Below are 20,315 nucleotides of genomic sequence, written 5' to 3'. Positions count from 1 at the left end.
AAGGCCCGCCAACCCGGCCTGCCTGCAAGGCAGGGCCGGGCCACGGGCCGGTGGGGGGAGGGTGGCGAAGGCCTTCAACGCCGCCAGCGCGCGGCGGCGTGGCTGGCGGGCAGGCGGTCGCCCTGGCCGAACAGGCGCTGGCGCAGCGTGGCGTCGTCGCCGTAGCTGGTGCGGTAGCGGCCCCGGTTCTGCAGCTCGGGCACGACCAGGCGGGCGAAGTCTTCCCAGGTCTCGGGCGCGACGATGCGGGTCAGGTTGAAGCCGTCGATCTCGCCCACGTCGATCCAGCGCTCCAGCTCGTCGGCCACCTGGGACGGGTCGCCCACGATGGTGGCGTAGCGGCTGCCCAGCGTGAACTGCTCCAGCAGCTTGCGCCGCGTGGTCCAGCCCTGCTTCTGCGCGGCCTGGGCCGCCGACTGGATGGCGTTGGTGTTGCCGAAGGAGATGGGGTCGTCCAGCCCGTACTGCGCAAAGTCCACGCCGGTGCTGGCGGCAAAGTGGGCCAGCCCGCTTTCCGCGCTGGCGTGGGCCAGGTAGTCGGCGTATTTCTCGCGCGCCTCGGCCTCGGTGCGGCCGGGCACCACGGCCACGCCGGCGTAGATCTTGATGTCCTCAGGGCGCCGGCCCGCGTCCACGGCGGCCTGGCGCAGCTGGCGAGAGGCCTCGCGCGCGGCCTCGGGCGTGCGCGCGCCGATGAAGATGCCCTCGGCATGCCGGCCCGCAAAGCGCAGCCCGCGCGGCGAGGTGCCGGCCTGGAACAGCACGGGCGTGCGCTGCGGCGAAGGCGCGCTCATGTGGATGGCGTTGGCGCGGTAGAACGGCCCCTCGTGCACCACCGGGTGCACCTTGCCGGGCAGGGCGTGGATGCGCCGCGCCTTGTCGGCGATCACGGCGCCCTCTTCCCAGCTGCCTTCCCAGAGCTTGTAGGAAAGCTCCAGGAAGTCGTCGGCGCGGTCGTAGCGGCTGTCGTGCTCGGCCAGGCCGTCCTGGCCCAGTCCGCGCGCGCCGCTGTCCACATAGCCGGTGACGATGTTCCAGCCGATGCGGCCATTGGTCAGCTGGTCCAGCGTGGTCACGTCGCGCGCGAAGGTATAGGGCTGGTGCGCGCCCACGGTGGCCGTGAGGCCGAAACCGATGTGCCGCGTCACCGCCGCCATGGCCGAGACCAGCAGCCAGGGGTTGTTGACGGGCAGCTGTATGCCTTCGCGCAGGGTCAGGTCCACGCCGCCCTGGTAGACGTCGTAGTAGCCGACCACATCGGCGATGAAGATGCCGTCGAACAGGCCTTCCTCCAGCACCCTGGCGATGTGGGTCCAGTAGGCCAGCGTGCCGTACTCGGTGGAGCGGTCGCGCGGATGGGTCCACAGGCCGTGGTGTATGTGGCCCACGCAGTTCATGTTGAAGGCGTTGACGTGGATGTGGCGCTTGGCTTGCGTCATGGGGCGGGTCCTGCAGTCCGTTGCATCAGTTCTTCAACCAGGCCAGGCGGTAGAGCTTCTGGTCGTTCAGGTAGAAGGCGTGGATGGTCTTGCGCACCACGTCGGAGTTTTTGTAGATGTCCAGGAAGCGGGCGATGCGAGGGTCGGCCGCGCGGTCGCTGCGGGCCACGAACTGGATGGCCCAGGAGTCGTCCTCGTAGCTGGTGTAGGCCAGGCCCTTGCTGGCATCGAAGGCCTTGGAGGCGATGATGAAATACGGAAAGCCCTGGGCCAGGTCCACGTCGGGCGTGGTGCGCGCCAGCTGCGGGCCCTCGATCTCCACGAACTGCAGCTTCCTGGGGTTGGAGACGATGTCCGCCTGGGTGCCCAGCAGCCCGGTGTCGGGGCGCAGCGTGATCAGGCCCGCGTGCTGCAGCAGGCGCAGGCCGCGGCCCACGTTGACGGGGTCGCTGGCAATGGCCACCTTGGCGCCCGTGGGCAGGTCGGCCAGGGATTTGTGGCGCGTGGAGTACAGGCCCAGATAGGACAGGATGCCCGCCTGCACGCTGGTGAACTTGAAGCCCTTGCTGCGCGCTGCATTGGCCAGGTAGTTGCTGTTCTGGTAGTAGTTGAGGTCGATGTCGCCCGCGTCCAGCGCCACGTTGGGCGTGGCCCAGTCGGTGAATTCCACCACCTGCACGTCCAGGCCCTGCTTCTTGGCCTCCTTGGCGGCGGCTTCCACCGAGTCCGCGAAGATGCCCGGCACCACGCCGATCTTCAGGGGCGCGGCCAGGGCGCTGCCCGCGAGCAGGGCAGCGCCCAGGAAGGCGGCCAGCCGGGGCCAGAGGGTGGGGGAGGTCGTTGTCATCATTGCATTCCTGTGTCGTTGATAAAGGTCAGAGCGCGCCATGGCGCGGCGGGCGTATGCCGTTGAGCACGTAGTTGCCCACGGCGTGGTATTTCCAGCGCACGGGGTCGTGCAGGGTGTGGGTGCGCGCGTTGCGCCAGAAGCGGTCCAGGCCCTGTCCCGCCAGGGTGGAGGCCGTGCCTGCCAGCTCGAACAGCTTGCTGCCCGCCAGCAGGCTGGCGCTGGTGCTCAGCGCCTTGGCCTGGGCCACGGCCACCGAGGCGGCGGCCACGCTGTCGTCCGTGGGCGCGCGCTGGGCGGCGTCCACGGCCAGGGCCGCGCGGGCCACGAGGGCATCGGCGGCGCGCAGGCGCACGTGGACATTGCCCAGTTGCTGCAGCAGCAGCGGGTCCTGCGTGGCGCTGGCCACGCCCGCGTCCACCCAGGGCCGCGCATGCTCGCGGATGAAGGGCAGGGCGGCCTGCAGCGCGCCGTGGCCAATGCCCGCATCCAGGGCGGCATGGATGATCTGGGCAAAGGGGCCGATGGTGGTGGGCCGCTCGAAGGAACTGGTGAAGGGCACCACCCATTCGGGCTCCACGCGCACGCGGTCGAACTGCACGGAGCCGCTGCCCGTCACGCGCTGGCCGAAGCCGTCCCAGTCGTCGGTGACGGTGACGCCGGCCGCATCGCGCGGGATGAAGACCAGATACATGCGCTCGCCTTGCCCCGGCGCCTCTTCCTGCGCGCTGACCAGGGTGGGAATCCAGTGCGCGAACAGGGCGCCCGTGCAATAGAACTTGCGCCCCTGCACGAACCAGCCGCCGCTCTCGCGCAGCAGCCGGGTGCGGCGCTGGAAGTCGCGGTGGCCGATCTCGGCCAGCGCATTGCCCAGGCGCTCGCCGCGCAGCACACGGTCATAGAAGAAGGCCTTTTGCGCGGGCGATCCGCCCACGCGCAGCACTTCCAGCGAGTAGTAGTGGTTCTGCGGAATGTGGCCGAAGTTGCCATCGGCCGCCGCAATCAGGGCAATGGCCCGCGTCAGCGTGGCCGTGGACACGCCCGCGCCGCCGTACTCCCGGGGAATGGTGATGCCCCACAGGCCGCTCTGGCTGAACTGCTCCACCTCCTGCCAGGGCAGCAGGCGGTCGCGGTCGCGCGCCAGGGCGCCGGGGGCGATGAGGGCGGCAAAACTGCGGGCCGCCTCCAGCGCCTCGGCCTCGCTGCCGATGATGTGGGCGGGCCGGGCCGCAGGCGCTGCGGGAGCGGGCTGGCTGCCCGGCGTGGAGGCCAGGGCCTGCAGCTCTTGGGTCGATGTCTGTGTCATGGCGGTCAGTTCCACTGGTGGCGGCGCGGCAGGGCGCCGTTGAGCAGGTAGTTGCCCAGCAGGTGGTATTTCCAGCGCACGGGGTCGTGCAGCGTGTGCACGCGGGCGTTGCGCCAGTGGCGGTCCAGGCGGTGGGCGGCGCGGCTGGCCGAGGAGCCGGCCAGCGCGAACAGGTGCTCGCCGGCCTGCAGCGCGGCCTCGGTGGTGAGGATCTTGGCCTCGGCCACGGCCACCGAGGCCTGGGCGCTGGCCTGCTCGTCCACCGGGCCAGCAGCCGCTGCAGCCAGCGCATCCAGCGTGCGCGCGGCCTCCAGCAGAACGGCATGGGCCGCGTCCACCTCGATCTGCAGCTGGCCGACCTCGTGGATGAGGTGGGGATCGTCGCTGGCACGCGCCACGCCGGAGTCCATCCAGGGCCGGCTCTTGTCGCGCACGAAGTCCACCGCGTCGCGCAGCGCGCCCTGGGCAATGCCCGCGTCGATGGAGGCCTGGATCAGCTGCGACACCGGGCCGGACAGCGAGGGCGTGGCCTCGAACTGCCAGGCAGGCACCACGTCCTCGGGCTGTACCTGCACCTGGTCCAGCTGCACGCTGCCGCTGGCCGTGGTGCGCTGGCCGAAGGAGTCCCAGTCGTCGAACACGGTCACGCCTGGCGCATCGCGCCGCACCCAGACCTGCACGATGCGGCCTTCCTCGTCCTGTGCGCGAAACGGCACCCAGTGCGCGAAGGCCGAGCCCGTGGAGTAAAAGCGCGTGCCGCTGACGCGCAGGCCGCCTGCGGCATCGCGCGACAGGCGCGCCGTGGCCTCCAGCACATGGGCCGCGCGGCCCTTGCGCTCCGGCCCGGCATTGCCCAGGCGGTGGCCGGCCAGCACGTCGGCGAACCAGCGGCGCTTCTGGGGCTCGCTGCCCATGTCCCGCAGGTTCTGCAGCACGGCGAAATGGTTCTGCGGAATCTGGCCCAGCGAAGGGTCGGCCGCGCACAGCGTGACGAAGACCTGGGCCAGCGTCTCGTAGGAAGCGCCCAGGCCGCCGTAGGCGCGGGGCACGGTGATGGCGCCCAGCCCGCTGGCCGTGTGGCGCTCGATTTCCTGCCAGGGCAGGCGCCGCTCGTGGTCGCGGGCCGCTGCGTCCACGCGCCATTCACCGGCCAGGGCCTGGGCGGCCTGCAGGGCCTCGGCCTCGCTGGTGATGCGGTGCGGGGTGGAGGGCGGCAGGGGCAGGCGCCGCAGCGCCCCGCCGGGGGTGTGGTGTGTGTTGCCGGGCAAGGCTGCGCCCAGGGCATCCGGTGTGGTCATTCCGTGCCTCGTTGCTGAGTCGGTGGTGAGAGGGCCGCCAGGCGGCGGCCCCGGAGGGAAAGGCGTGGTGCCTGTTTTCAGCGTCAGCGGCTGCGCAGCCGGCGCACGTAGCGGTCGCCCAGCACCTGGACCACGGTGACCAGCGCGATCAGCACGGCAATCACCAGCAGCATCACCTGGGTGTCGAAGCGCTGGTAGCCGTAGCGGATGGCCAGGTCGCCCAGGCCGCCCGCGCCCACGGCGCCGGCCATGGCCGAGGAACTGATCAGCGCCACCAGGGTGATGGTGAAGCCGCCCACGATGCCGGGCAGGGCCTCGGGCAGGTAGACGTGGCGCACGATGTCCCACTTGCGGCAGCCCATGGCCTGGGCGGCTTCGATGAGGCCGGGATCGACCTCGCGCAGGCTGACCTCGACGATGCGCGCGAAGAACGGCGTGGCGCTGATGGCCAGCGGCACGATGGCCGCCCACACGCCGATGGTCGTGCCCGTCACCAGCCGCGTGAACGGGATCAGCGCCACCAGCAGCACGATGAAGGGCGTGGCACGGAAGCCGTTGATCACGCTGCCCAGCGCACGGTGCGTGCGCGGCGAGGCCAGGAAGCCGCCGGGCGCGGTGACGATGAGCAGCACCGCCAGCGGAATGCCCGCCGCCAGCGCGATGCCGCCCGAGACGCCGACCATCATCAGCGTGTCGGCCAGCGCGTTGCCGTAGCGCTCAATGGGAATGGACAGATTCAGCGACATATCCGAGATCCTTGATGTCATGCGCAATGGCCGCCGGGCCCTGCGTCAGTGTGTGCCAGTCATGCGTGGCTGTGCCGCCGCCCAGCGCGATCAGCAGCTGCCCCTGGGCATGGCCCTGGATGCGGTCCACGCCGCCATGCAGCAGGCGCACCCGGCCGCCCAGGGCCTGGGCGATGCGCGGGAAGTCGGGCTCCAGCCCGTCCTCGCCGCGGTAGGCCAGCTGCAGGATGCGTTCGTGGCGGCCTGCGGGCGCGGTGCTCAGCAGGCGCTGGCGCAGGTCGTCGGGCAGGCCGTGCTGCAGCGGTGCCAGCAGGGCACGCGTGGCCGGGTGCTGCGGGTTGCCGAAGACCTTCCAGACCTCACCCAGCTCGGCGATGCGGCCCTGCTCCAGCACCAGCACGCGGTCGGCGATCTCGCGGATCACGCTCATCTCGTGCGTGATCAGGATGATGGTGATGCCCAGCTTGCGGTTGATGGTGCGCAGCAGCTCCAGGATGGACTGCGTGGTCTCGGGGTCCAGGGCCGAGGTGGCCTCGTCGCACAGCAGGATCTCGGGGTCGGTGGCCAGGGCGCGGGCAATGCCCACGCGCTGCTTTTGCCCGCCAGACAGCCGGCTCGGATAGGTGCCAGCCTTCTCCTGCAGGCCCACCAGGGCCAGCAACTCTTTCACCCGCGCATCGATGCGTGCGCGCGGCAGGCCCGCCACCTGCAGGGGCAGGGCCACGTTGTCATGCACCGTCTTGGCCGACAGCAGGTTGAAGTGCTGGAAGATCATGCCGATGCGCCGGCGCAGCTGCACCAGCTGCGATTCGTCCAGCGTGCCGATGTCCACGCCGTCGACCCGCACCTGGCCGCTGCTGGGCTGCTCCAGCCGGTTGATGGTGCGCAGCAGGCTGGACTTGCCCGCGCCGCTGCGCCCGATGATGCCGAAGACGCTGCCCGGCGCGATCTCCAGGCTGATCGCGTCCAGCGCCTGTACGGGACCGGCCGAAGACTGGTAGGTCTTGGCCACGCCGCTGAAGGCCACGGCGCCGGGTCCACGGATGGATTCCCGCGTGGTGCCGGCCGCTGCCGATGAGCGCCTGCCCGCGTCATGGGCCGGCCTGTCCGTCTCGTGGGCCGGCCTGTCCGCCAGGGGCTGCCTGGCTGCAATGCTGGTTGACATGGCTGAAGTCCTCCCCGTGCCGCTCAGGGCTTGACCCAGGCCAGGTTGTACAGGCGCTTGTCGTTGGAGAAGGCGCGCTGGGCCTCGGCCTTTACCGCATCGGAGTTCTGGTAGATGCGGATGAACTTCTGCACCACGGGGTCCTGCGTGCGGTTGGCCTTGACCACGAACTGGATTGAAAAGCGCGCGTCCTCGATGCCCGAATATGCAAGCCCGCTGGACGGATCGAAGGCCTTGGCCGCCACGATGAAGTGCGGGTAGCCCTGGGCGAGGTCCACGTCGCCCGTGATGCGCACCAGCTGCGGCCCCTCGACCTCGACGAAGCTGAGCTTCTTGGGGTTCTCGACGATGTCGTCCAGGCTGCCCAGGTAGCCCACGCCGGGCTTGAGCTTGATCAGCCCCACCTTCTGCAGCAAGAGCAGGCCGCGCCCCTGGTTCACGGGGTCGTTGGCAATGCCCACCTTGCCGCCCTGCGGCACCTGGGCGATGGCCTTGTGCTTGAGCGAGTACAGGCCCACGTTGGCCAGGATGCCCGTGCCCGCGCTGGCCAGCTTGTAGCCGTTCTTCTGGATGGCGTTGTCCAGGAAGGGCTGGTGCTGGAAGTAGTTGATGTCCAGGTCGCCCGAGTCCACGGCCACGTTGGGTGTGGTCCAGTCGGTGAACTCCACCACTTGCACATCGATGCCCTGGGCCTTGGCCTCCCTGGCGGCCACGGCCACCGAGTCGGCGTAGGCGCCGGGCACCACGCCGATGCGCAGCTTGTCGGCAGCGTGGGCGGAGAACAGGGCCAGGGCGGCCAGCGGGGCGATCAGGGCACGGGAAAGCTTCATCGGGATCTCCGGAAAAAAAGGGTTCTAAAAGGCAGGAAGGGGCCGCGTCACGGCTTGCGCCACGGCAGGCTGTACAGCCTGTCGTTGGCGGCGAATGACTTGTGGATCTGCGCCTGCACGGCGCCCGAGGTCTGGTAGATGCGCACGAACTGCGCAATGCGCGGGTCCCGGGCGTTGTCCTGGCGCGAGACGAAGCGGATGGCGTAGTACAGGTCGTCAATGCCCGAATACAGCAGCGCATTGCCGGCCACCTGCGGCCGCCCGGCATTGACGAAGTGGGCCGGGTAGCCCTGGGCCAGGTCCACATCGTCCAGCGCGCGCACCAGCTGCGGCCCTTCGATCTCGACAAAGCGCAGCCTGCGCGGGTTGGACACGATGTCGTCCAGCCCCGCGCGCGGGCCCTTGCCTTCGCGCAGCTGGATCAGGCCGGCCTTCTCCAGCAGCAGCAGGCCGCGCCCCTGGTTGACGGGGTCGTTGGCCACGCCCACGCGCGCACCCTCCTTCAGGTCGGCAAAGCGCTGGGTCTTGAGCGAGTACAGGCCGATGTTGGGCAGCAGGCCCGTGGCCACGCTGGTGAAGGCATAGCCGCGCTCGCGTATGGCGTTGTCCAGGAAGGCCTGGTGCTGGAAGTAGTTGAGGTCGATGTCGCCGGCTGCCAGCGCCGTGTTGGGCGTGGTCCAGTCGGTGAACTCGATGACCTGCACGTCCAGCCCCTGGGCGCGCGCCTCCTTGGCGGCGACCTCCACGGAGTCGGCCAGCGAGCCGGGCGTGACGCCTATCTTCAGCGCGGCGGCCGCCGCAAGGCCGGGCAGCGCCAGCGCGGCGGCGAGCGACCAGAGCAATGTGTTTCTGCGCGTGGGCAAGGCGTGGTTCCTCCAGCTCGGCCAGGCCCGGCGCCGGCGCCCACATGGCGCCTGCCGGCATGGCCTCTGAAGGCATTGCAACACCCGGCCCCGGCGCGCACCACGACGGAATTCACATTTCCTTATAGCGACTGTGAAGCGCTGCAAGTCTTTGTTTTGAAAGACTTTCCATGCCGCCTGCGCTTGAGCTTATTGCCGCAATAGCTATGGATGGCTGCCGGTTGTGCGGCGGTGCAGCAATCGCCGTGGGCGACAGTCCACGCACGGACTGCGCCATCGCCGTGGGGGACAATGCAGCGGCGCCGCCCGCCACCGGTGCGCGGGCGGCGGCTGCAACACATGCACTACAGGATGGACAAGCAATGGAGATGAAGAACGCAAAGACGGCCGTGGTCACGGGCGGAGGAACCGGCGTGGGCAAGGCCGTGGCGCTGGCCCTGGCGGGCGCCGGCTACCAGGTGGTGGTGGCAGGCCGCCGCCAGGCGCCGCTGGATGAGACCTGCGCCGAGGCCCAGGCAAAGTACGGCGCGGGCGAGCGCATGCTGGGCATTGCCACCGATGTCAGCGACCCGGCTGCCGTGGAGCAGCTGTTCGCGCGCACGGTGCAGCGCTTCGGTCGCGTGGACCTGCTGTTCAACAACGCGGGCCGGGGCAATCCGCCCGGCTCCTTCCTGGACTGGACGCCTGAGCAGTGGCGCGAGGTGGTCGATGTCAACCTCAACGGCATGTTCTATTGCCTGCAGCAGGCGTTCCGCACCATGCGCGACCAGTCGCCGCGCGGCGGCCGCATCATCAACAACGGCTCCATCTCCGCGCATGCGCCGCGCCCCAATTCCAGCGCCTACACGGCCACCAAGCATGCCGTCATGGGCCTGACCAAGACCGCTGCGCTCGACGGCCGTGCCTACGACATCGCCGTGGGCCAGATCGACATCGGCAATGCCATGACCGAGCTGGCATCGCGCATGGCCAAGGGCGTGCCCCAGGCCAATGGCGAGATCGCGGTGGAGCCGCTGATCGACGCGGATGTGGTGGGCCAGTCCGTGCTCTACATGGCCAGCCTGCCGCTGGAGGCCAATGTGCTGTTCCACACGGTGATGGCCACCAAGATGCCCTTCGTGGGCCGGGGCTGAACCGGCAAAGGCAGGCCCTCAGGCCTGCACGCGGCGGCTCGCCGTCTCGGACGGGAGCTCGCCGAAGCGGCTGCGGTACTGGGCCGCGAAGTGGCCCAGGTGCAGGAAGCCGTATTTCTGCGCCACGTCGCGCACGCCGGAGCCGGCTGCGGCGCCCGGGCCCTTGGCCGCCTGGAGTTCGGCGCGCACCCGGTCCAGCCGCAGCTGGCGCAGGAAATCCATGGGCCCCATGCCCGCGTGCTGGCGGAAGGCGGCCTGCAGCGTGCGCGCGCTGCAGCCGGCCTCGCGGCAGACATCGGCCAGCGACAGGGGCTGGTCGGCATGGGCCTGCATGTACTCCTGGGCCTTGCGCACGCCGCGCGGCAGCAGGCTGCGCCGGCTGTCCCCGGCCAGTGCGCGGCTGTGGCTGTGCGTGGCCGACATCAGCAGGCTGGTCAGCAGGTATTCCTCCGCATGCTGGGCCAGCGCCTGCGTGGCCTGCAGGGCGTTGCCCGCATCCAGCGTGTGCCGCAGGCAGTCGATGAAATGCACCAGCGGTGCCAGCGCCGGCTGGTCCAGCGGCACGCCCAGATCGAACACCAGGGGCCGGCCTGCGGGCGCCTGCAGCAGCGCCTCCAGCCGCGCCACCAGGGCCGGGCGGGCCATGCGCACGATCAGGTGCGGGCTGTCGTCGGCCCAGCGCATGGACAGCGGCTCGGTCGGCGAGGGCAGGGAGGCCAGGCGCGGCGTGGCATCCACCTGCTGCGCGCCGCAGCGGATCTCGGCACTGCCGCGCAGGGGAATCTGCAGCAGGAAGAAGTCCCGCAGGTAGCCGGGCTCGATGTGCACGCCGGGACCGTACTGCACATAGTTCAGGCTGACGTTGCGGGAAAGCGGCGCGCTGTGGTGGCAGGCGTCCAGCTCGGCGCGCGGGCGCAGCATGCCCAGGCCATGCGGACAGAAGACGCGCGCCACGCTTTCGCGGGCCTCGTCCATGTCGTGGCTCTCGAAAAGCCGGTAGCGCTGCAGCGGCAGCGGTGTGTGCATGGCGTGTTCCATAGGCTGGGCAGAACGTAGCAAAAACCACCCGCTCCCACAATTCGGACCATTCCCCGGGAGCCGATTTCTGCGCGCCAGGGACAGTGCCTGCGCTTGCCGGATGCCTGCGCGGCCCGGCCCCCCGTAACGTGTGCTGCACAGGCCAGCCCGGCCTGGCATCCACACGGGAGAACAAGCGTCATGTTCAAGGGACTCGAAGGCAAAAGCGCCATCGTCACCGGCGGCTCCACCCTGATAGGCGCCGGCGTGGTGCGTGCGCTGCACGCGGCCGGCGTGAAGGTGGTCATTGCCGACATCGATGCCGACAACGGCCAGGCGCTGGCCGATGCGCTGGGCGAGGGCGCGCTTTTCGTGCGCACCGACATCACCGACGACGCGCAGGTCGCCGCCTGCGTGCAGCAGGCATGCAGCCGGCACGGCGGCGTGCAAATCCTGGTCAACCTGGCCTGCTCGTATGTAGACGAAGGCCTGCAGTCGCCGCGTGCCGACTGGCTGGCCTCGTTCAACGTGAACGTCGCCAGTGCCGTGGCCATGCTGCAGGCCGTGCACCCGCACATGGTGGCTGCCGGTGGCGGGGCCGTGGTGAACTTCACCAGCATCTCCTCCGAGGCCGCGCAGACGGGGCGCTGGCTCTACCCGGCCAGCAAGGCGGCCATGAAGCAGCTCACGCGCAGCATGGCCATGGACCTGGCGGCCGATGGCATCCGCGTCAACAGCGTCTGTCCGGGCTGGACCTGGTCGGCGGTGATGGACCGGCTCAGTGGCGGCGACCGCGCCAAGACCGACCGCGTGGCCGCGCCCTTTCACCTGCTGGGCCGCGTGGGTGATCCGCACGAGGTGGCGCAGGTGGTGCTGTTCCTGTGCTCGGACCATGCCAGCTTCGTGACGGGGGCCGACTACGCGGTGGACGGCGGCTACGGCGCCATGGGGCCCGAGCGCGCCGTGGCCGCCATTCCCCAATTGATGGACTAGCACGCAGTACGGACACGGAGCCGCAAGGAGACAGCCATGAAGAAAATCGCCATCGTCGGAGCCGGCCAGTCGGGCCTGCAACTGGGCCTGGGCCTGCTGGCCGCGGGCCATCAGGTCACGATACTGAGCAACCGCACGGCGCAGGACATCGCCCAGGGCCGGGTCATGTCCAGCCAGTGCATGTTCGACAGCGCGCTGCAGATAGAGCGCGGCCTGGGCCTGGACCACTGGTCGCGCGAATGCCCGGTGGTCGAGGGCATCGGCCTGTGCGTGCCGCACCCTGGGCAACACGGCGAGAAAGCGGCCGGCAAGGCCATCGACTGGGCCGCGCGGCTGAACGCGGGCGCGCAGTCCGTGGACCAGCGCCTGAAGATCCCCGCATGGATGGACGACTTCCGCCGCCAGGGCGGCGAGCTGGTGCTCAAGGACGCGGGCATCGCCGAACTGGAGGAATGCACGCGCAGCCATGACCTGACCCTGGTCGCCAGCGGCAAGGGCGAGATATCGAGGCTGTTCGAGCGCGATGCCCACCGCTCGCGCTTCGACCAGCCCCAGCGCGCGCTGGCGCTGACCTATGTGACGGGCATGAAGCCGCGCGAGCCGTTCTCCGCCGTGTCCTTCAACCTGCTGCCGGGCGTGGGCGAGTATTTCGTGTTCCCTGCGCTGACGACCACGGGCCCCTGCGAGATCATGGTGTTCGAGGGCGTGCCCGGCGGCCCCATGGACTGCTGGGGCGATGTGAAGACACCGGAGCAGCACCTGGAGCGCAGCCGCTGGATCCTCGACACCTTCGTGCCCTGGGAGGCCGAGCGCTGCCGCGACATTGCGCTGACCGATGACAACGGCATCCTCGCGGGCCGCTTCGCCCCCACGGTGCGCAAGCCCGTGGCCACACTGCCGTCGGGGCGCAAGGTGCTGGGCATGGGCGACGTGGTGGTGCTCAACGACCCCATCACGGGCCAGGGCTCCAACAACGCGGCCAAGTGCGCCGACACCTATCTGCGCAGCATCCTGGCGCGCGGCCATGGTGACGGTAGTGGCGACGGCAATGGCGCATTCGACGCCGCCTGGATGCAGCAGACCTTCGACCGCTACTGGTTCGGCTATGCGCAATGGGTTACGCAGTGGACCAACATGCTGCTGGCGCCACCGCCGCCCCATGTGCTCAAGCTGCTGGCCAGCGCGGGCACGCTGGCACCGCTGGCCAGCGCCCTTGCCAACGGCTTCGACGACCCGCGCACCTTCTTCCCCTGGTTCGCGGATGCGGGCGAGGCGGACCACTACATCGACAGCTGCGCGGCCATCGCCGCCATGGCAGCCGTCCCCGCCTAGCCGCAGAGGCCGCCATGAGCACATGCGACACCCCGGCCGCCGCCCCGGCCTGCTCCTTCGATCCGCGCGAGCTGCGCAAGGCCTTCGGCCAGTTCACCACGGGCGTGACCGTCATCACCACGCGCGCGCCGGACGGGCGGCGCGTGGGCATGACGGCCAACTCGTTCTCCTCGGTCTCGCTGGACCCGCCGCTGGTGCTGTGGAGCCTGGCGCGCCAGGCGCCCAGCGTCTGCGATTTCCAGGGCGCCAGCCATTTCGCCATCCACGTGCTGGCTGCGGGCCAGCACCTTCTGTCGCGGCGCTTTTCCACGCCGCAGCAAGACAAGTTCGTCGGCCTGGACTGCGCGGAAGGCCCGGCCGGCGTGCCCCTGATCGATGGCGTGCTGGCCCGCTTCGTCTGCCGCAACGTCCGGCAATACGATGGCGGCGACCACCTCATCTTCATCGGCCAGGTCGAGCGCTGCGAACGCTTCGACGGCGAGCCCCTGGCCTTTCACGCGGGCTACTATCAGGTGACGGTGCGGCACCCCGAATGCGTATGACGGGTCATGAAAAAAGCGGCACCGCAGCTTTCCCCACCCTTTGAAACGGAGACAACCCCATGCAGCAGAAAGAACCCCCGGCCAGCCGCCATGTGCGCATCAACGCGCTGGACGGCAGCGGCAGCTTCAACGCCTACCTGGCCGTGCCGGCCTCGGGCAGCGGCCCCGGCCTGGTGCTGGCGCAGGAGATCTTCGGCGTCAACGCCACCATGCGCGAGGTGGCCGACTACTACGCCGAAGAAGGTTACGTGGTGCTGGTGCCCGACCTGTTCTGGCGCCAGCAGCCCGATGTGGAGCTGGGCTACACGCCGGCGGACTGGGAGCGCGCCTTCGGCTTCTACAAGGGATTCGACGAGGCCCTGGGCGTGCAGGACATCCAGGCCTGCCTGAACGCCTTGCGCCAGCGCCCCGACGTCACGGACGGCAAGGCCGGCGTGCTGGGCTTTTGCCTGGGCGGCAAGCTGGCCTACCTGGCCGCCTGCCGCACCGATGCCGATGCGGTGGTCGGCTACTACGGCGTGGGCATCGAGGCGGCGCTGGACGAGGCCGAGCGCATCCGCTGCCCGCTCACCCTGCATGTGGCCGAGCTCGACGCCTTCTGCCCGCCCGAGGCGCGCCAGCGCATCGTCCAGGCGCTGGGCGGGCGCCCCGGCGTGGCCGTGCATGTCTATCCGGGCGTGGACCATGCCTTCGCGCGCAAGGGCGGCGACCATTTCCACCGCGCCTCGGCCCTGATGGCGCACGAGCGCAGCATTGCCACGCTCAAGTCCGCCATCGGCCCGCACTTCGACCTGGCCGCGCTGTGGGACAAGCACTGCGAGTACGAATTCGCCACGCGCAACGTGGACGACACCATGGCCACCATGGTGGCCGAGCCCTATGTGAACCACATCCCCACCATGACCGGCGGCGTGGGCTTCAGCAACCTGCACGCCTTCTACACGAACCACTTCGTCAACAGCAATCCGCCCGACACGTCGCTGACCCCGATTTCACGCACGGTGGGGGCCTCGCAGGTGGTGGACGAGATGCTGTTCTGCTTCACGCACACCACCGAGATCCCGTGGATGCTGCCCGGCGTGCGTCCCACGGGACGGCGCGTGGAGATCCCGCTGCTGGCCGTGGTCAAGTTCCGGGGCGACAAGCTCTACCACGAGCACATCTACTGGGACCAGGCCAGCGTGCTGGTGCAGGTGGGCCTGCTGGACCCGGCGCTGCTGCCCGTGGCGGGCGTGGAGACGGCCCGCAAGCTGTTGGACGAGACCCTGCCCTCCAACGAACTGCTCAAGCGCTGAGCGCGGCGCGGGCGCATGGGTTTTACCCTGCGCCCGCTGGCGGCCTGCAGGCCGCCAGGGCTCTCAGGGTTGCCACCAATGTTGATATGTCAACATTGGTGGATCATGCGGCCATCGCAATCGCAATCGCAATCGCAATCGCCATCGCCATCGCCGCCCGGTTCCCTCCGCCCAATGCCCCGCCCACGCACATCCACGATCCCTGCCGCCGATGCCGCCACCGGCCCTGCACCGGACACGCAGGTCTGCCCCCAGACGCTGGCGCTGGAGGACTTCATCACCTTCCGCCTGGGCGCGTTGTCCAATGCGCTGCAGACCCAGGTGACGCGCCACTACATCGCGCCGGCATCGCCCGTGGGGCTGACCGAGTGGCGGCTCATGGGCCAGATCCAGCGCCATGGCGAGCTGCATGCCAGCGCGCTGTCACGCCTGAGCCTGATGGACAAGGCCCAGATCAGCCGCGCGCTGCAGCCGCTGATCGACCGGGGCTGGGTGCTGCGCCGCGCCGATCCGCAGCACGCGCGGCGCCACCTGTTGCAGCTGAGCGAAGCAGGGCAGGCGCTCTTCGACGAGGTGCTGTCCCGCGCACGCCCCTACCAGGCGGCCCTGCTCAATGCCCTGACGGCCGATGAGCGCGCCATGCTGGACCGCATCCTGGACAAGCTGGGCCGTGCCTCCCAGGCGCTGGACCAGGCGCTGGACCAGGGGCTGGACCAGGGGCTGGATGCCTGATTTCCCCACAAGCCACTGCACAACCCACCTCAAGCCCCACCTCAGAACCCACCCCACGAGCCACACCATGAATTGCTCCATGCACCCTGATGAGCGGGCCGCCCGCATCGAACTGGCCGCCTGCTACCGCGTCTTTGCCATGCTGGGCTGGGACGAACTGATCTACAACCACATCACGGTGCGCCTGCCCGACAGCGTGACGGGCGGTGAAAAGCAGTTCCTGATCAATCCCTTCGGCCTGCATTACGAAGAGGTCACGGCCAGCAACCTGGTACGCATCAATGTGCGCGGCGAGGTGCTGGACGGCTCGCGGCATCCGGTGAATCCGGCTGGCTTCGTGGTGCATGCGGCCATCCACGACGGCCTGCCGGGCGCGCACTGCGTGATGCACACGCACACCACATCGGGCATGGGCGTGGCCTGCCTGGAGCAGGGCCTGTCGCAAAGCAACTTCTACAGCGCCCAGCTGCACGGCATGGTGGCCTACCATGACTTCGAGGGCATCACCATCCATGCCGACGAAGGGCCGCGCCTGCTGGCCAGCATCGGCCACCGCAAGGCCGTGATCCTGCGCAACCATGGCCTGCTCAGCTGGGGCAGCGACCTGCCCCAGGCCTTCGTGGTGCTGTGGACGCTGCAGCGCGCCTGCGACGTGCAGATGGCCACCCTGTCCATGGGGGCGCCGCGCATGGTCTCCGACGCCATGGCGCGGCGCTGCAACGAGGACTCGCTGACTTTCAACGACAGCCACGGCGGTGCCCGTGATGTGTTCGACCACCTGGTGCGCCGCGTGAACCGGCGCGACAGCAGCTATCTCGATCTTTGAACCCGGAGCTTCCCGCGCATGACCATGGAACAGACAAGCATTTCATTCGACAAGGCCTGCATCTTCGGCGCCGGTGCCATCGGCGGCTGGATGGGCGCGGCCCTGGCCCGCGCCGGCTGCCAGCTCAGCGCCGTGGCGCGCGGCGCTGCACTGCAGGCCCTGCGCACCCAGGGCCTGACCCTCGTGCACGGCGAGCAGCGCGAGCACTTCGCGCTGCGTGCCGAACAGGACCCGGCCGCCCTGGGCGTGCAGGACCTGGTCATCATCTCCGTCAAGGCGCCGGGCATGCCCGATGTGGCCGAGCGCATCGCCCCGCTGATCGGCCCGCAGACCGTGGTGCTCACGGCCATGAACGGCGTGCCCTGGTGGTTCCTGCACGGCGGTGTCGATGCCAGCGTGCGCGGCAGGCAGCTGAAAGCCGTGGACCCTGAAGGCCGCATTGCGCAAGCCATACCGCTGGGCCAGGTGCTGGGTTCGGTGGTCCATGCCAGCTGCTCCAACGATGCGCCGGGCGTGGTGCGTCGGCACTTCGGCAACAGCCTGATCCTGGGCGAGCCCCTGGCCAACGGCCCCGGCCAGACGCCCACACCACGCCTGGCGGCACTGGCCCAACTGCTGCAGCGTGGCGGCATTGAGGCCAAGGTCTCCGACAACATCCAGCGCGACGCCTGGTACAAGCTCTGGGGCAACATGACCGTCAACCCCGTCAGCGCGCTGACGGGTGCCACCTCGGACCGCATCCTGGGCGACGACCTGGTGCGCGGCCTGATCACGCGCGTGATGCTGGAGGCCAAGGAGATCGGTGCGCGCATCGGCCTGCCCATCAACGAATCGCCCGAAGACCGCCATGCGGTCACGCTCAAGCTGGGCGCCTTCAAGACCTCCATGCTGCAGGACGTGGAAGCGGGCAAGCCCGTGGAACTCGACGCCCTGGTGGGCGCGGTGCGCGAAATGGGCCAGCTGTGCGGCGTGGACACGCCCTTCACGGATGCGCTGCTGGGCCTGGCACGGCTGCAGGCGCGGCAAAAGGGGCTGATGGCCTGACGCCGCAAAGGCCCCTACCGGCCTGCAGCGCGCAACCGTAGACTACGCCTCCATGACTTCCGCCAAGAACCCCGCCTCGCCCTGGTCCACGCTGTGCGTGGTGGCCACCACCGTCCCCAGCGCCGAGGAGGCCGCCCATCTGGCGCGCAGCCTGGTGCAGCAGCAGGCCGCGGCCTGCGTGCAGGTGGAGCCCATCACCTCGCACTACGTGTGGGAGGGCGAGATGCACGCCACGCCCGAGTGGCGGCTGGTCTGCAAGACCTTGCCCGACGTGCTGGAGCGCCTTGCCCGGCTGCTGCGCGCCGGCCACAGCTACAGCGTGCCGCAGATCACCATGCGAACCGAGCGCTGCATGGCCGACTATGCGCAGTGGCTGCGCTCCCAGGTCTCGACCCGGGACGTGGCGGACACTGCAGAAATGGCCGCCGCGCCCCGCATCACTGCGGCGTGACGTTGGCGGCCTTGATCACGGGCACCCAGGTCGTTGTCTCCTTGCGGATCAGCTCGCCGAAGGCGCTGCCCGTGACCACCCACGGCTCGATCCCCTGCAGGTCCAGCTGCCTGACCACGGCCGGCGTGTTGAAGATCTCCTGAATATCCTTTTCCAGCTGCTTGAGCACGGCCGGCGGCGTCTTCTTTGGCGCCATCACGCCGTACCAGGACGAGATGGCAATGCCCGGCACGCCCGCCTGGGCCAGCGTGGGCACATCAGGCAGGTACTTGCTGCGGGCCGGGTCGGTCACGGCCAGCGCACGCAGCTTGCCCGACTGCACATGCGGCAGCAGCGCGGGCACATTGCCCACGATCATTGGCACCGTGCCGCCCAGCACATCGTTGAGGCCGGGCGCCGTGCCCTTGTAGGCCACGTGCAGGATGTCGGCGCCGGTCTGCTGCTTGAACAGCTCGCCGGCCAGATGCAGGCTGGAGCCCACGCCGGGCGAGGCATAGCTGATGGTGGCCGGCCTGGCCTTGGACAGGGCCACCAGCTCCTGCACCGTTTTGGCGGGCACGCCAGGGTGCACGGCGATCACATTGGCCGCCTTGGCCAGCGAGGCCACGGGCGCGAAGTCCGCCTCCACGCTGTAGCCGGGCCTGGCCAGCAGCGTGGGATTGATGGTCAGGTTGCCCTGTGGCACGACCAGCAGCGTATGGCCGTCCGGCGCGGCACGCTTGACCATGTCGATGCCGATATTGCCGTTGGCCCCGGGCTTGTTCTCCACCACCGAAGTCTGCTTGTAGCGCTCGGCCAATCCCGTGGACAGCAGGCGGGCCAGCGCATCGACCGGGCCTCCGGGCGGAAAGGGCGCGACGATGGTGAAAGGCTTGGCGGCCAGTTGCTGCTGGGCGGCGGCATCCTGGGCCAGGGCGCTCTGGCATGCGGCTGCGGCCAGCAGGGCGGCAGCGCCGAGCAAGGTGGGGGCTTTCATGGGGAACTCCGGGGAACAAGGCAAGGCAGGTACAAGCAAAAGAAATGCCTGAGGGCTATCGATTGTTTCTTGTATAAAACAACGTTCTTCTTATAAATCAAATGCAAAGCATAAAACCTGCGGCTTGATTCGAATCAAGGGAAAACCCTTGCCTGCATGCCTGGGCCTTCGCTGCGCTCGCATGCCCATGAAAAAAGGAGCGCAGCGCGCTCCTTTGGGTGGTGGTGTGCCGGGTGGCCTCAGGACAGCAGCGCCTGCGCGAATTCCCGGGCGTTGAAGGTTTCCAGGTCCTCGACCTTTTCGCCCACGCCGATGAAGTACACGGGGATCGGCCGTTCCTGGGCAATGGCAGCCAGCACGCCGCCCTTGGCCGTGCCGTCGAGCTTGGTGACGATCAGGCCCGTGAGCTGCAGCGCATCGTCGAAGGCGCGCACCTGGGCCAGCGCGTTCTGGCCGGTGTTGCCGTCGATGACCAGCAGCACCTCATGGGGTGCCGTGGCGTCGGCCTTGCTGACCACGCGGCGGATCTTGCGCAGCTCTTCCATCAGGTGCAGCTGGGTGGGCAGGCGGCCAGCCGTGTCCACCAGCACCACATCCTTCTTGCGCGCGCGGCCGGCGGTGACGGCGTCAAAGCTCACGGCCGCAGGATCGCCCCCTTCCTGGCTGACGATCTCCACCGTGTTGCGGTTGGCCCAGACGCCAAGCTGCTCGCGCGCGGCGGCACGGAAGGTGTCGGCGGCGGCCAGCAGCACGCTCTGGCCTTCGTCGGCCAGGTGGCGGGTCAGCTTGCCGATGGAGGTGGTCTTGCCCGCGCCGTTGACGCCAGCCACCATGATCACGGTGGGCTGGTGCTCGCCGATGACCAGCGGCTTCTCCAGCGGGCGCAGCAGGTCGGCCAGGGCATCGGCCAGCAGCGCCTTGACGGCGGCGGGGTCGGTGGCCTTGGCCTCCTTGACGCGGCGGCGCAGGTCGGCGAGCAGGTGCTCGGTGGCCTTGACGCCGGTGTCGGCCATCAGCAGGGCGTCTTCCAGTTCCTCGTACAGCGCATCGTTGATCTGCGTGCCCGTGAAGACCGTGGCAATGCTGCTGCCGGTCTTGCGCAGGCCGGTCTTGAGGCGCTGCATCCAGTTCTGGCGGCTGGCACCTTCGGCCTCGGGCTTGGCCGTGGGCTCGGGCGCGGCAATGAAGTCCGCAGGCGCGATGGTGGACGCGGGTGCAGCAGCTGGGGCAGGCGGGGTCTCGGGGGGCGCGGCATCGCCCTTGCCGCCGCCAAAGGGCTTGCGCCACCAGGCACTGCCGGTGTCGGCGGCCGGCGCTGCTGGCGCGGCCGGTGGCAGGGCGGGGGGGCTGTCCTTCGGTGGGGTTGCGGGAATGCCGGCCTTTTCAGGCGCGGCGCTGCTGTCCGCCGGGGAAATCTCGGCGGCGGAGGGGGTGGGCTTTTTCTTGAAAAAACTGAACATCGGCAGGTTCTTAGAATCAC

At 69.4% G+C, this 20,315-nt stretch carries 20 protein-coding genes; 9 read left to right on the top strand and 11 right to left on the bottom strand.

Going from position 1 to position 20,315, the window contains the following annotated elements; translation table 11 throughout:
* Positions 1-74: 74 nt before the first annotated feature.
* The 8 genes from JHD82_RS12260 to JHD82_RS12225 all read right to left on the bottom strand — a co-directional run bounded on the left by JHD82_RS12260 (position 75) and on the right by JHD82_RS12225 (position 8,494).
* Positions 75-1,439: an LLM class flavin-dependent oxidoreductase gene (locus JHD82_RS12260; RefSeq protein WP_074923057.1), complete on the bottom strand. Its 1,365-nt coding sequence runs from the start codon at positions 1,437-1,439 to the stop codon at positions 75-77.
* A gap of 25 nt (positions 1,440-1,464) precedes the next feature.
* On the bottom strand, positions 1,465-2,289 hold the full coding sequence (locus tag JHD82_RS12255; protein WP_012203704.1) for a MetQ/NlpA family ABC transporter substrate-binding protein: 825 nt from the start codon (positions 2,287-2,289) through the stop codon (positions 1,465-1,467).
* Between the two features lie 25 nt (positions 2,290-2,314).
* A complete protein-coding gene (locus JHD82_RS12250; RefSeq protein ID WP_199136695.1) occupies positions 2,315-3,592 on the bottom strand; it encodes an SfnB family sulfur acquisition oxidoreductase in 1,278 nt (425 codons plus the stop codon).
* 5 nt (positions 3,593-3,597) lie between these two features.
* A complete protein-coding gene (locus tag JHD82_RS12245) occupies positions 3,598-4,890 on the bottom strand; it encodes an SfnB family sulfur acquisition oxidoreductase (RefSeq protein ID WP_199136693.1) in 1,293 nt (430 codons plus the stop codon).
* A gap of 83 nt (positions 4,891-4,973) precedes the next feature.
* A complete protein-coding gene (locus JHD82_RS12240; protein ID WP_012203707.1) occupies positions 4,974-5,636 on the bottom strand; it encodes a methionine ABC transporter permease in 663 nt (220 codons plus the stop codon).
* Positions 5,608-6,801 (bottom strand): methionine ABC transporter ATP-binding protein, encoded by a 1,194-nt coding sequence (locus JHD82_RS12235; protein ID WP_199136691.1) that lies wholly within the window; start codon positions 6,799-6,801, stop codon positions 5,608-5,610. Before JHD82_RS12235 ends, JHD82_RS12240 begins: the two co-directional genes overlap by 29 nt.
* A 23-nt stretch (positions 6,802-6,824) precedes the next feature.
* Positions 6,825-7,631, bottom strand: coding sequence for a MetQ/NlpA family ABC transporter substrate-binding protein (locus tag JHD82_RS12230; RefSeq protein WP_141830001.1), 807 nt, complete (start codon positions 7,629-7,631; stop codon positions 6,825-6,827).
* A gap of 47 nt (positions 7,632-7,678) precedes the next feature.
* Positions 7,679-8,494 (bottom strand): MetQ/NlpA family ABC transporter substrate-binding protein, encoded by an 816-nt coding sequence (locus tag JHD82_RS12225; protein ID WP_233174707.1) that lies wholly within the window; start codon positions 8,492-8,494, stop codon positions 7,679-7,681.
* 362 nt (positions 8,495-8,856) lie between these two features.
* Here JHD82_RS12225 and JHD82_RS12220 point away from each other — a divergent pair, with 362 nt between their 5' ends.
* Complete coding sequence (locus JHD82_RS12220) at positions 8,857-9,627, top strand: SDR family oxidoreductase (RefSeq protein ID WP_013803947.1); 771 nt, start codon at positions 8,857-8,859, stop codon at positions 9,625-9,627.
* A gap of 18 nt (positions 9,628-9,645) precedes the next feature.
* On the opposite strand, the gene JHD82_RS12215 is transcribed toward JHD82_RS12220, so the two are convergent.
* The gene (locus JHD82_RS12215; protein ID WP_013803946.1) at positions 9,646-10,653 is read right to left on the bottom strand and encodes an AraC family transcriptional regulator; all 1,008 of its coding nucleotides are present in this window, start codon (positions 10,651-10,653) and stop codon (positions 9,646-9,648) included.
* A 192-nt stretch (positions 10,654-10,845) separates the two neighbouring features.
* On the opposite strand from JHD82_RS12215, the gene JHD82_RS12210 reads away from it, so the two are divergent.
* The 8 genes from JHD82_RS12210 (at position 10,846) to cutA (ending at position 17,859) form a co-directional block, all read left to right on the top strand.
* Positions 10,846-11,637 carry an SDR family oxidoreductase gene (locus tag JHD82_RS12210; RefSeq protein ID WP_199136689.1) on the top strand — a complete coding sequence of 264 codons (792 nt, stop codon included), beginning with the start codon at positions 10,846-10,848 and terminating at the stop codon, positions 11,635-11,637.
* Positions 11,638-11,673: 36 nt separating this feature from the next.
* Positions 11,674-12,969, top strand: a complete 1,296-nt coding sequence (locus tag JHD82_RS12205; protein WP_199136687.1) for a styrene monooxygenase/indole monooxygenase family protein — start codon at positions 11,674-11,676, stop codon at positions 12,967-12,969.
* A gap of 14 nt (positions 12,970-12,983) precedes the next feature.
* Positions 12,984-13,511: a flavin reductase family protein gene (locus JHD82_RS12200; RefSeq protein WP_096915392.1), complete on the top strand. Its 528-nt coding sequence runs from the start codon at positions 12,984-12,986 to the stop codon at positions 13,509-13,511.
* Positions 13,512-13,570: 59 nt separating this feature from the next.
* Positions 13,571-14,806 carry a dienelactone hydrolase family protein gene (locus tag JHD82_RS12195; RefSeq protein ID WP_199136685.1) on the top strand — a complete coding sequence of 412 codons (1,236 nt, stop codon included), beginning with the start codon at positions 13,571-13,573 and terminating at the stop codon, positions 14,804-14,806.
* Between the two features lie 174 nt (positions 14,807-14,980).
* A complete protein-coding gene (locus JHD82_RS12190) occupies positions 14,981-15,538 on the top strand; it encodes a MarR family winged helix-turn-helix transcriptional regulator (protein WP_199136683.1) in 558 nt (185 codons plus the stop codon).
* Positions 15,531-16,364, top strand: coding sequence for a class II aldolase/adducin family protein (locus JHD82_RS12185; protein WP_269848140.1), 834 nt, complete (start codon positions 15,531-15,533; stop codon positions 16,362-16,364). The genes JHD82_RS12190 and JHD82_RS12185 overlap by 8 nt, the downstream gene beginning before the upstream one ends.
* Before the next feature lie 18 nt (positions 16,365-16,382).
* Positions 16,383-17,408, top strand: coding sequence for a 2-dehydropantoate 2-reductase (locus JHD82_RS12180; RefSeq protein WP_199136680.1), 1,026 nt, complete (start codon positions 16,383-16,385; stop codon positions 17,406-17,408).
* Positions 17,409-17,460: 52 nt separating this feature from the next.
* Positions 17,461-17,859: a divalent-cation tolerance protein CutA gene (cutA, locus tag JHD82_RS12175; protein ID WP_199136679.1), complete on the top strand. Its 399-nt coding sequence runs from the start codon at positions 17,461-17,463 to the stop codon at positions 17,857-17,859.
* On the opposite strand, the gene JHD82_RS12170 is transcribed toward cutA, so the two are convergent.
* On the bottom strand, positions 17,846-18,835 hold the full coding sequence (locus JHD82_RS12170) for a tripartite tricarboxylate transporter substrate binding protein (protein WP_199136677.1): 990 nt from the start codon (positions 18,833-18,835) through the stop codon (positions 17,846-17,848). The genes cutA and JHD82_RS12170 overlap by 14 nt on opposite strands.
* A 239-nt stretch (positions 18,836-19,074) precedes the next feature.
* Positions 19,075-20,295, bottom strand: coding sequence for a signal recognition particle-docking protein FtsY (ftsY, locus tag JHD82_RS12165; protein WP_199136675.1), 1,221 nt, complete (start codon positions 20,293-20,295; stop codon positions 19,075-19,077).
* Between the last annotated feature and the right edge of the window lie 20 nt (positions 20,296-20,315).

The sequence above is a fragment of the Delftia sp. ASV31 genome (assembly GCF_016428765.1).
Taxonomy (GTDB): Bacteria; Pseudomonadota; Gammaproteobacteria; order Burkholderiales; family Burkholderiaceae_C; genus Comamonas; species Comamonas acidovorans.
The sequence above is the reverse complement of the archived record's forward strand: the minus strand, read 5'-3'. Positions and strand labels throughout refer to the sequence as shown.

Excerpts from the sequence above, each read along its gene's own strand:
- JHD82_RS12260 (WP_074923057.1), bottom strand. The coding sequence starts at position 1,439 with ATGACGCAAGCCAAGCGCCACATCCACGTCAACGCCTTCAACATGAAC.
- JHD82_RS12255 (WP_012203704.1), bottom strand. The coding sequence starts at position 2,289 with ATGATGACAACGACCTCCCCCACCCTCTGGCCCCGGCTGGCCGCCTTC.
- JHD82_RS12250 (WP_199136695.1), bottom strand. The coding sequence starts at position 3,592 with ATGACACAGACATCGACCCAAGAGCTGCAGGCCCTGGCCTCCACGCCG.
- JHD82_RS12245 (WP_199136693.1), bottom strand. The coding sequence starts at position 4,890 with ATGACCACACCGGATGCCCTGGGCGCAGCCTTGCCCGGCAACACACAC.
- JHD82_RS12240 (WP_012203707.1), bottom strand. The coding sequence starts at position 5,636 with ATGTCGCTGAATCTGTCCATTCCCATTGAGCGCTACGGCAACGCGCTG.
- JHD82_RS12235 (WP_199136691.1), bottom strand. The coding sequence starts at position 6,801 with ATGTCAACCAGCATTGCAGCCAGGCAGCCCCTGGCGGACAGGCCGGCC.
- JHD82_RS12230 (WP_141830001.1), bottom strand. The coding sequence starts at position 7,631 with ATGAAGCTTTCCCGTGCCCTGATCGCCCCGCTGGCCGCCCTGGCCCTG.
- JHD82_RS12220 (WP_013803947.1), top strand. The coding sequence starts at position 8,857 with ATGGAGATGAAGAACGCAAAGACGGCCGTGGTCACGGGCGGAGGAACC.
- JHD82_RS12215 (WP_013803946.1), bottom strand. The coding sequence starts at position 10,653 with ATGCACACACCGCTGCCGCTGCAGCGCTACCGGCTTTTCGAGAGCCAC.
- JHD82_RS12210 (WP_199136689.1), top strand. The coding sequence starts at position 10,846 with ATGTTCAAGGGACTCGAAGGCAAAAGCGCCATCGTCACCGGCGGCTCC.
- JHD82_RS12205 (WP_199136687.1), top strand. The coding sequence starts at position 11,674 with ATGAAGAAAATCGCCATCGTCGGAGCCGGCCAGTCGGGCCTGCAACTG.
- JHD82_RS12200 (WP_096915392.1), top strand. The coding sequence starts at position 12,984 with ATGAGCACATGCGACACCCCGGCCGCCGCCCCGGCCTGCTCCTTCGAT.
- JHD82_RS12195 (WP_199136685.1), top strand. The coding sequence starts at position 13,571 with ATGCAGCAGAAAGAACCCCCGGCCAGCCGCCATGTGCGCATCAACGCG.
- JHD82_RS12190 (WP_199136683.1), top strand. The coding sequence starts at position 14,981 with ATGCCCCGCCCACGCACATCCACGATCCCTGCCGCCGATGCCGCCACC.
- JHD82_RS12185 (WP_269848140.1), top strand. The coding sequence starts at position 15,531 with ATGCCTGATTTCCCCACAAGCCACTGCACAACCCACCTCAAGCCCCAC.
- JHD82_RS12180 (WP_199136680.1), top strand. The coding sequence starts at position 16,383 with ATGACCATGGAACAGACAAGCATTTCATTCGACAAGGCCTGCATCTTC.
- cutA (WP_199136679.1), top strand. The coding sequence starts at position 17,461 with ATGACTTCCGCCAAGAACCCCGCCTCGCCCTGGTCCACGCTGTGCGTG.
- JHD82_RS12170 (WP_199136677.1), bottom strand. The coding sequence starts at position 18,835 with ATGAAAGCCCCCACCTTGCTCGGCGCTGCCGCCCTGCTGGCCGCAGCC.
- ftsY (WP_199136675.1), bottom strand. The coding sequence starts at position 20,295 with ATGTTCAGTTTTTTCAAGAAAAAGCCCACCCCCTCCGCCGCCGAGATT.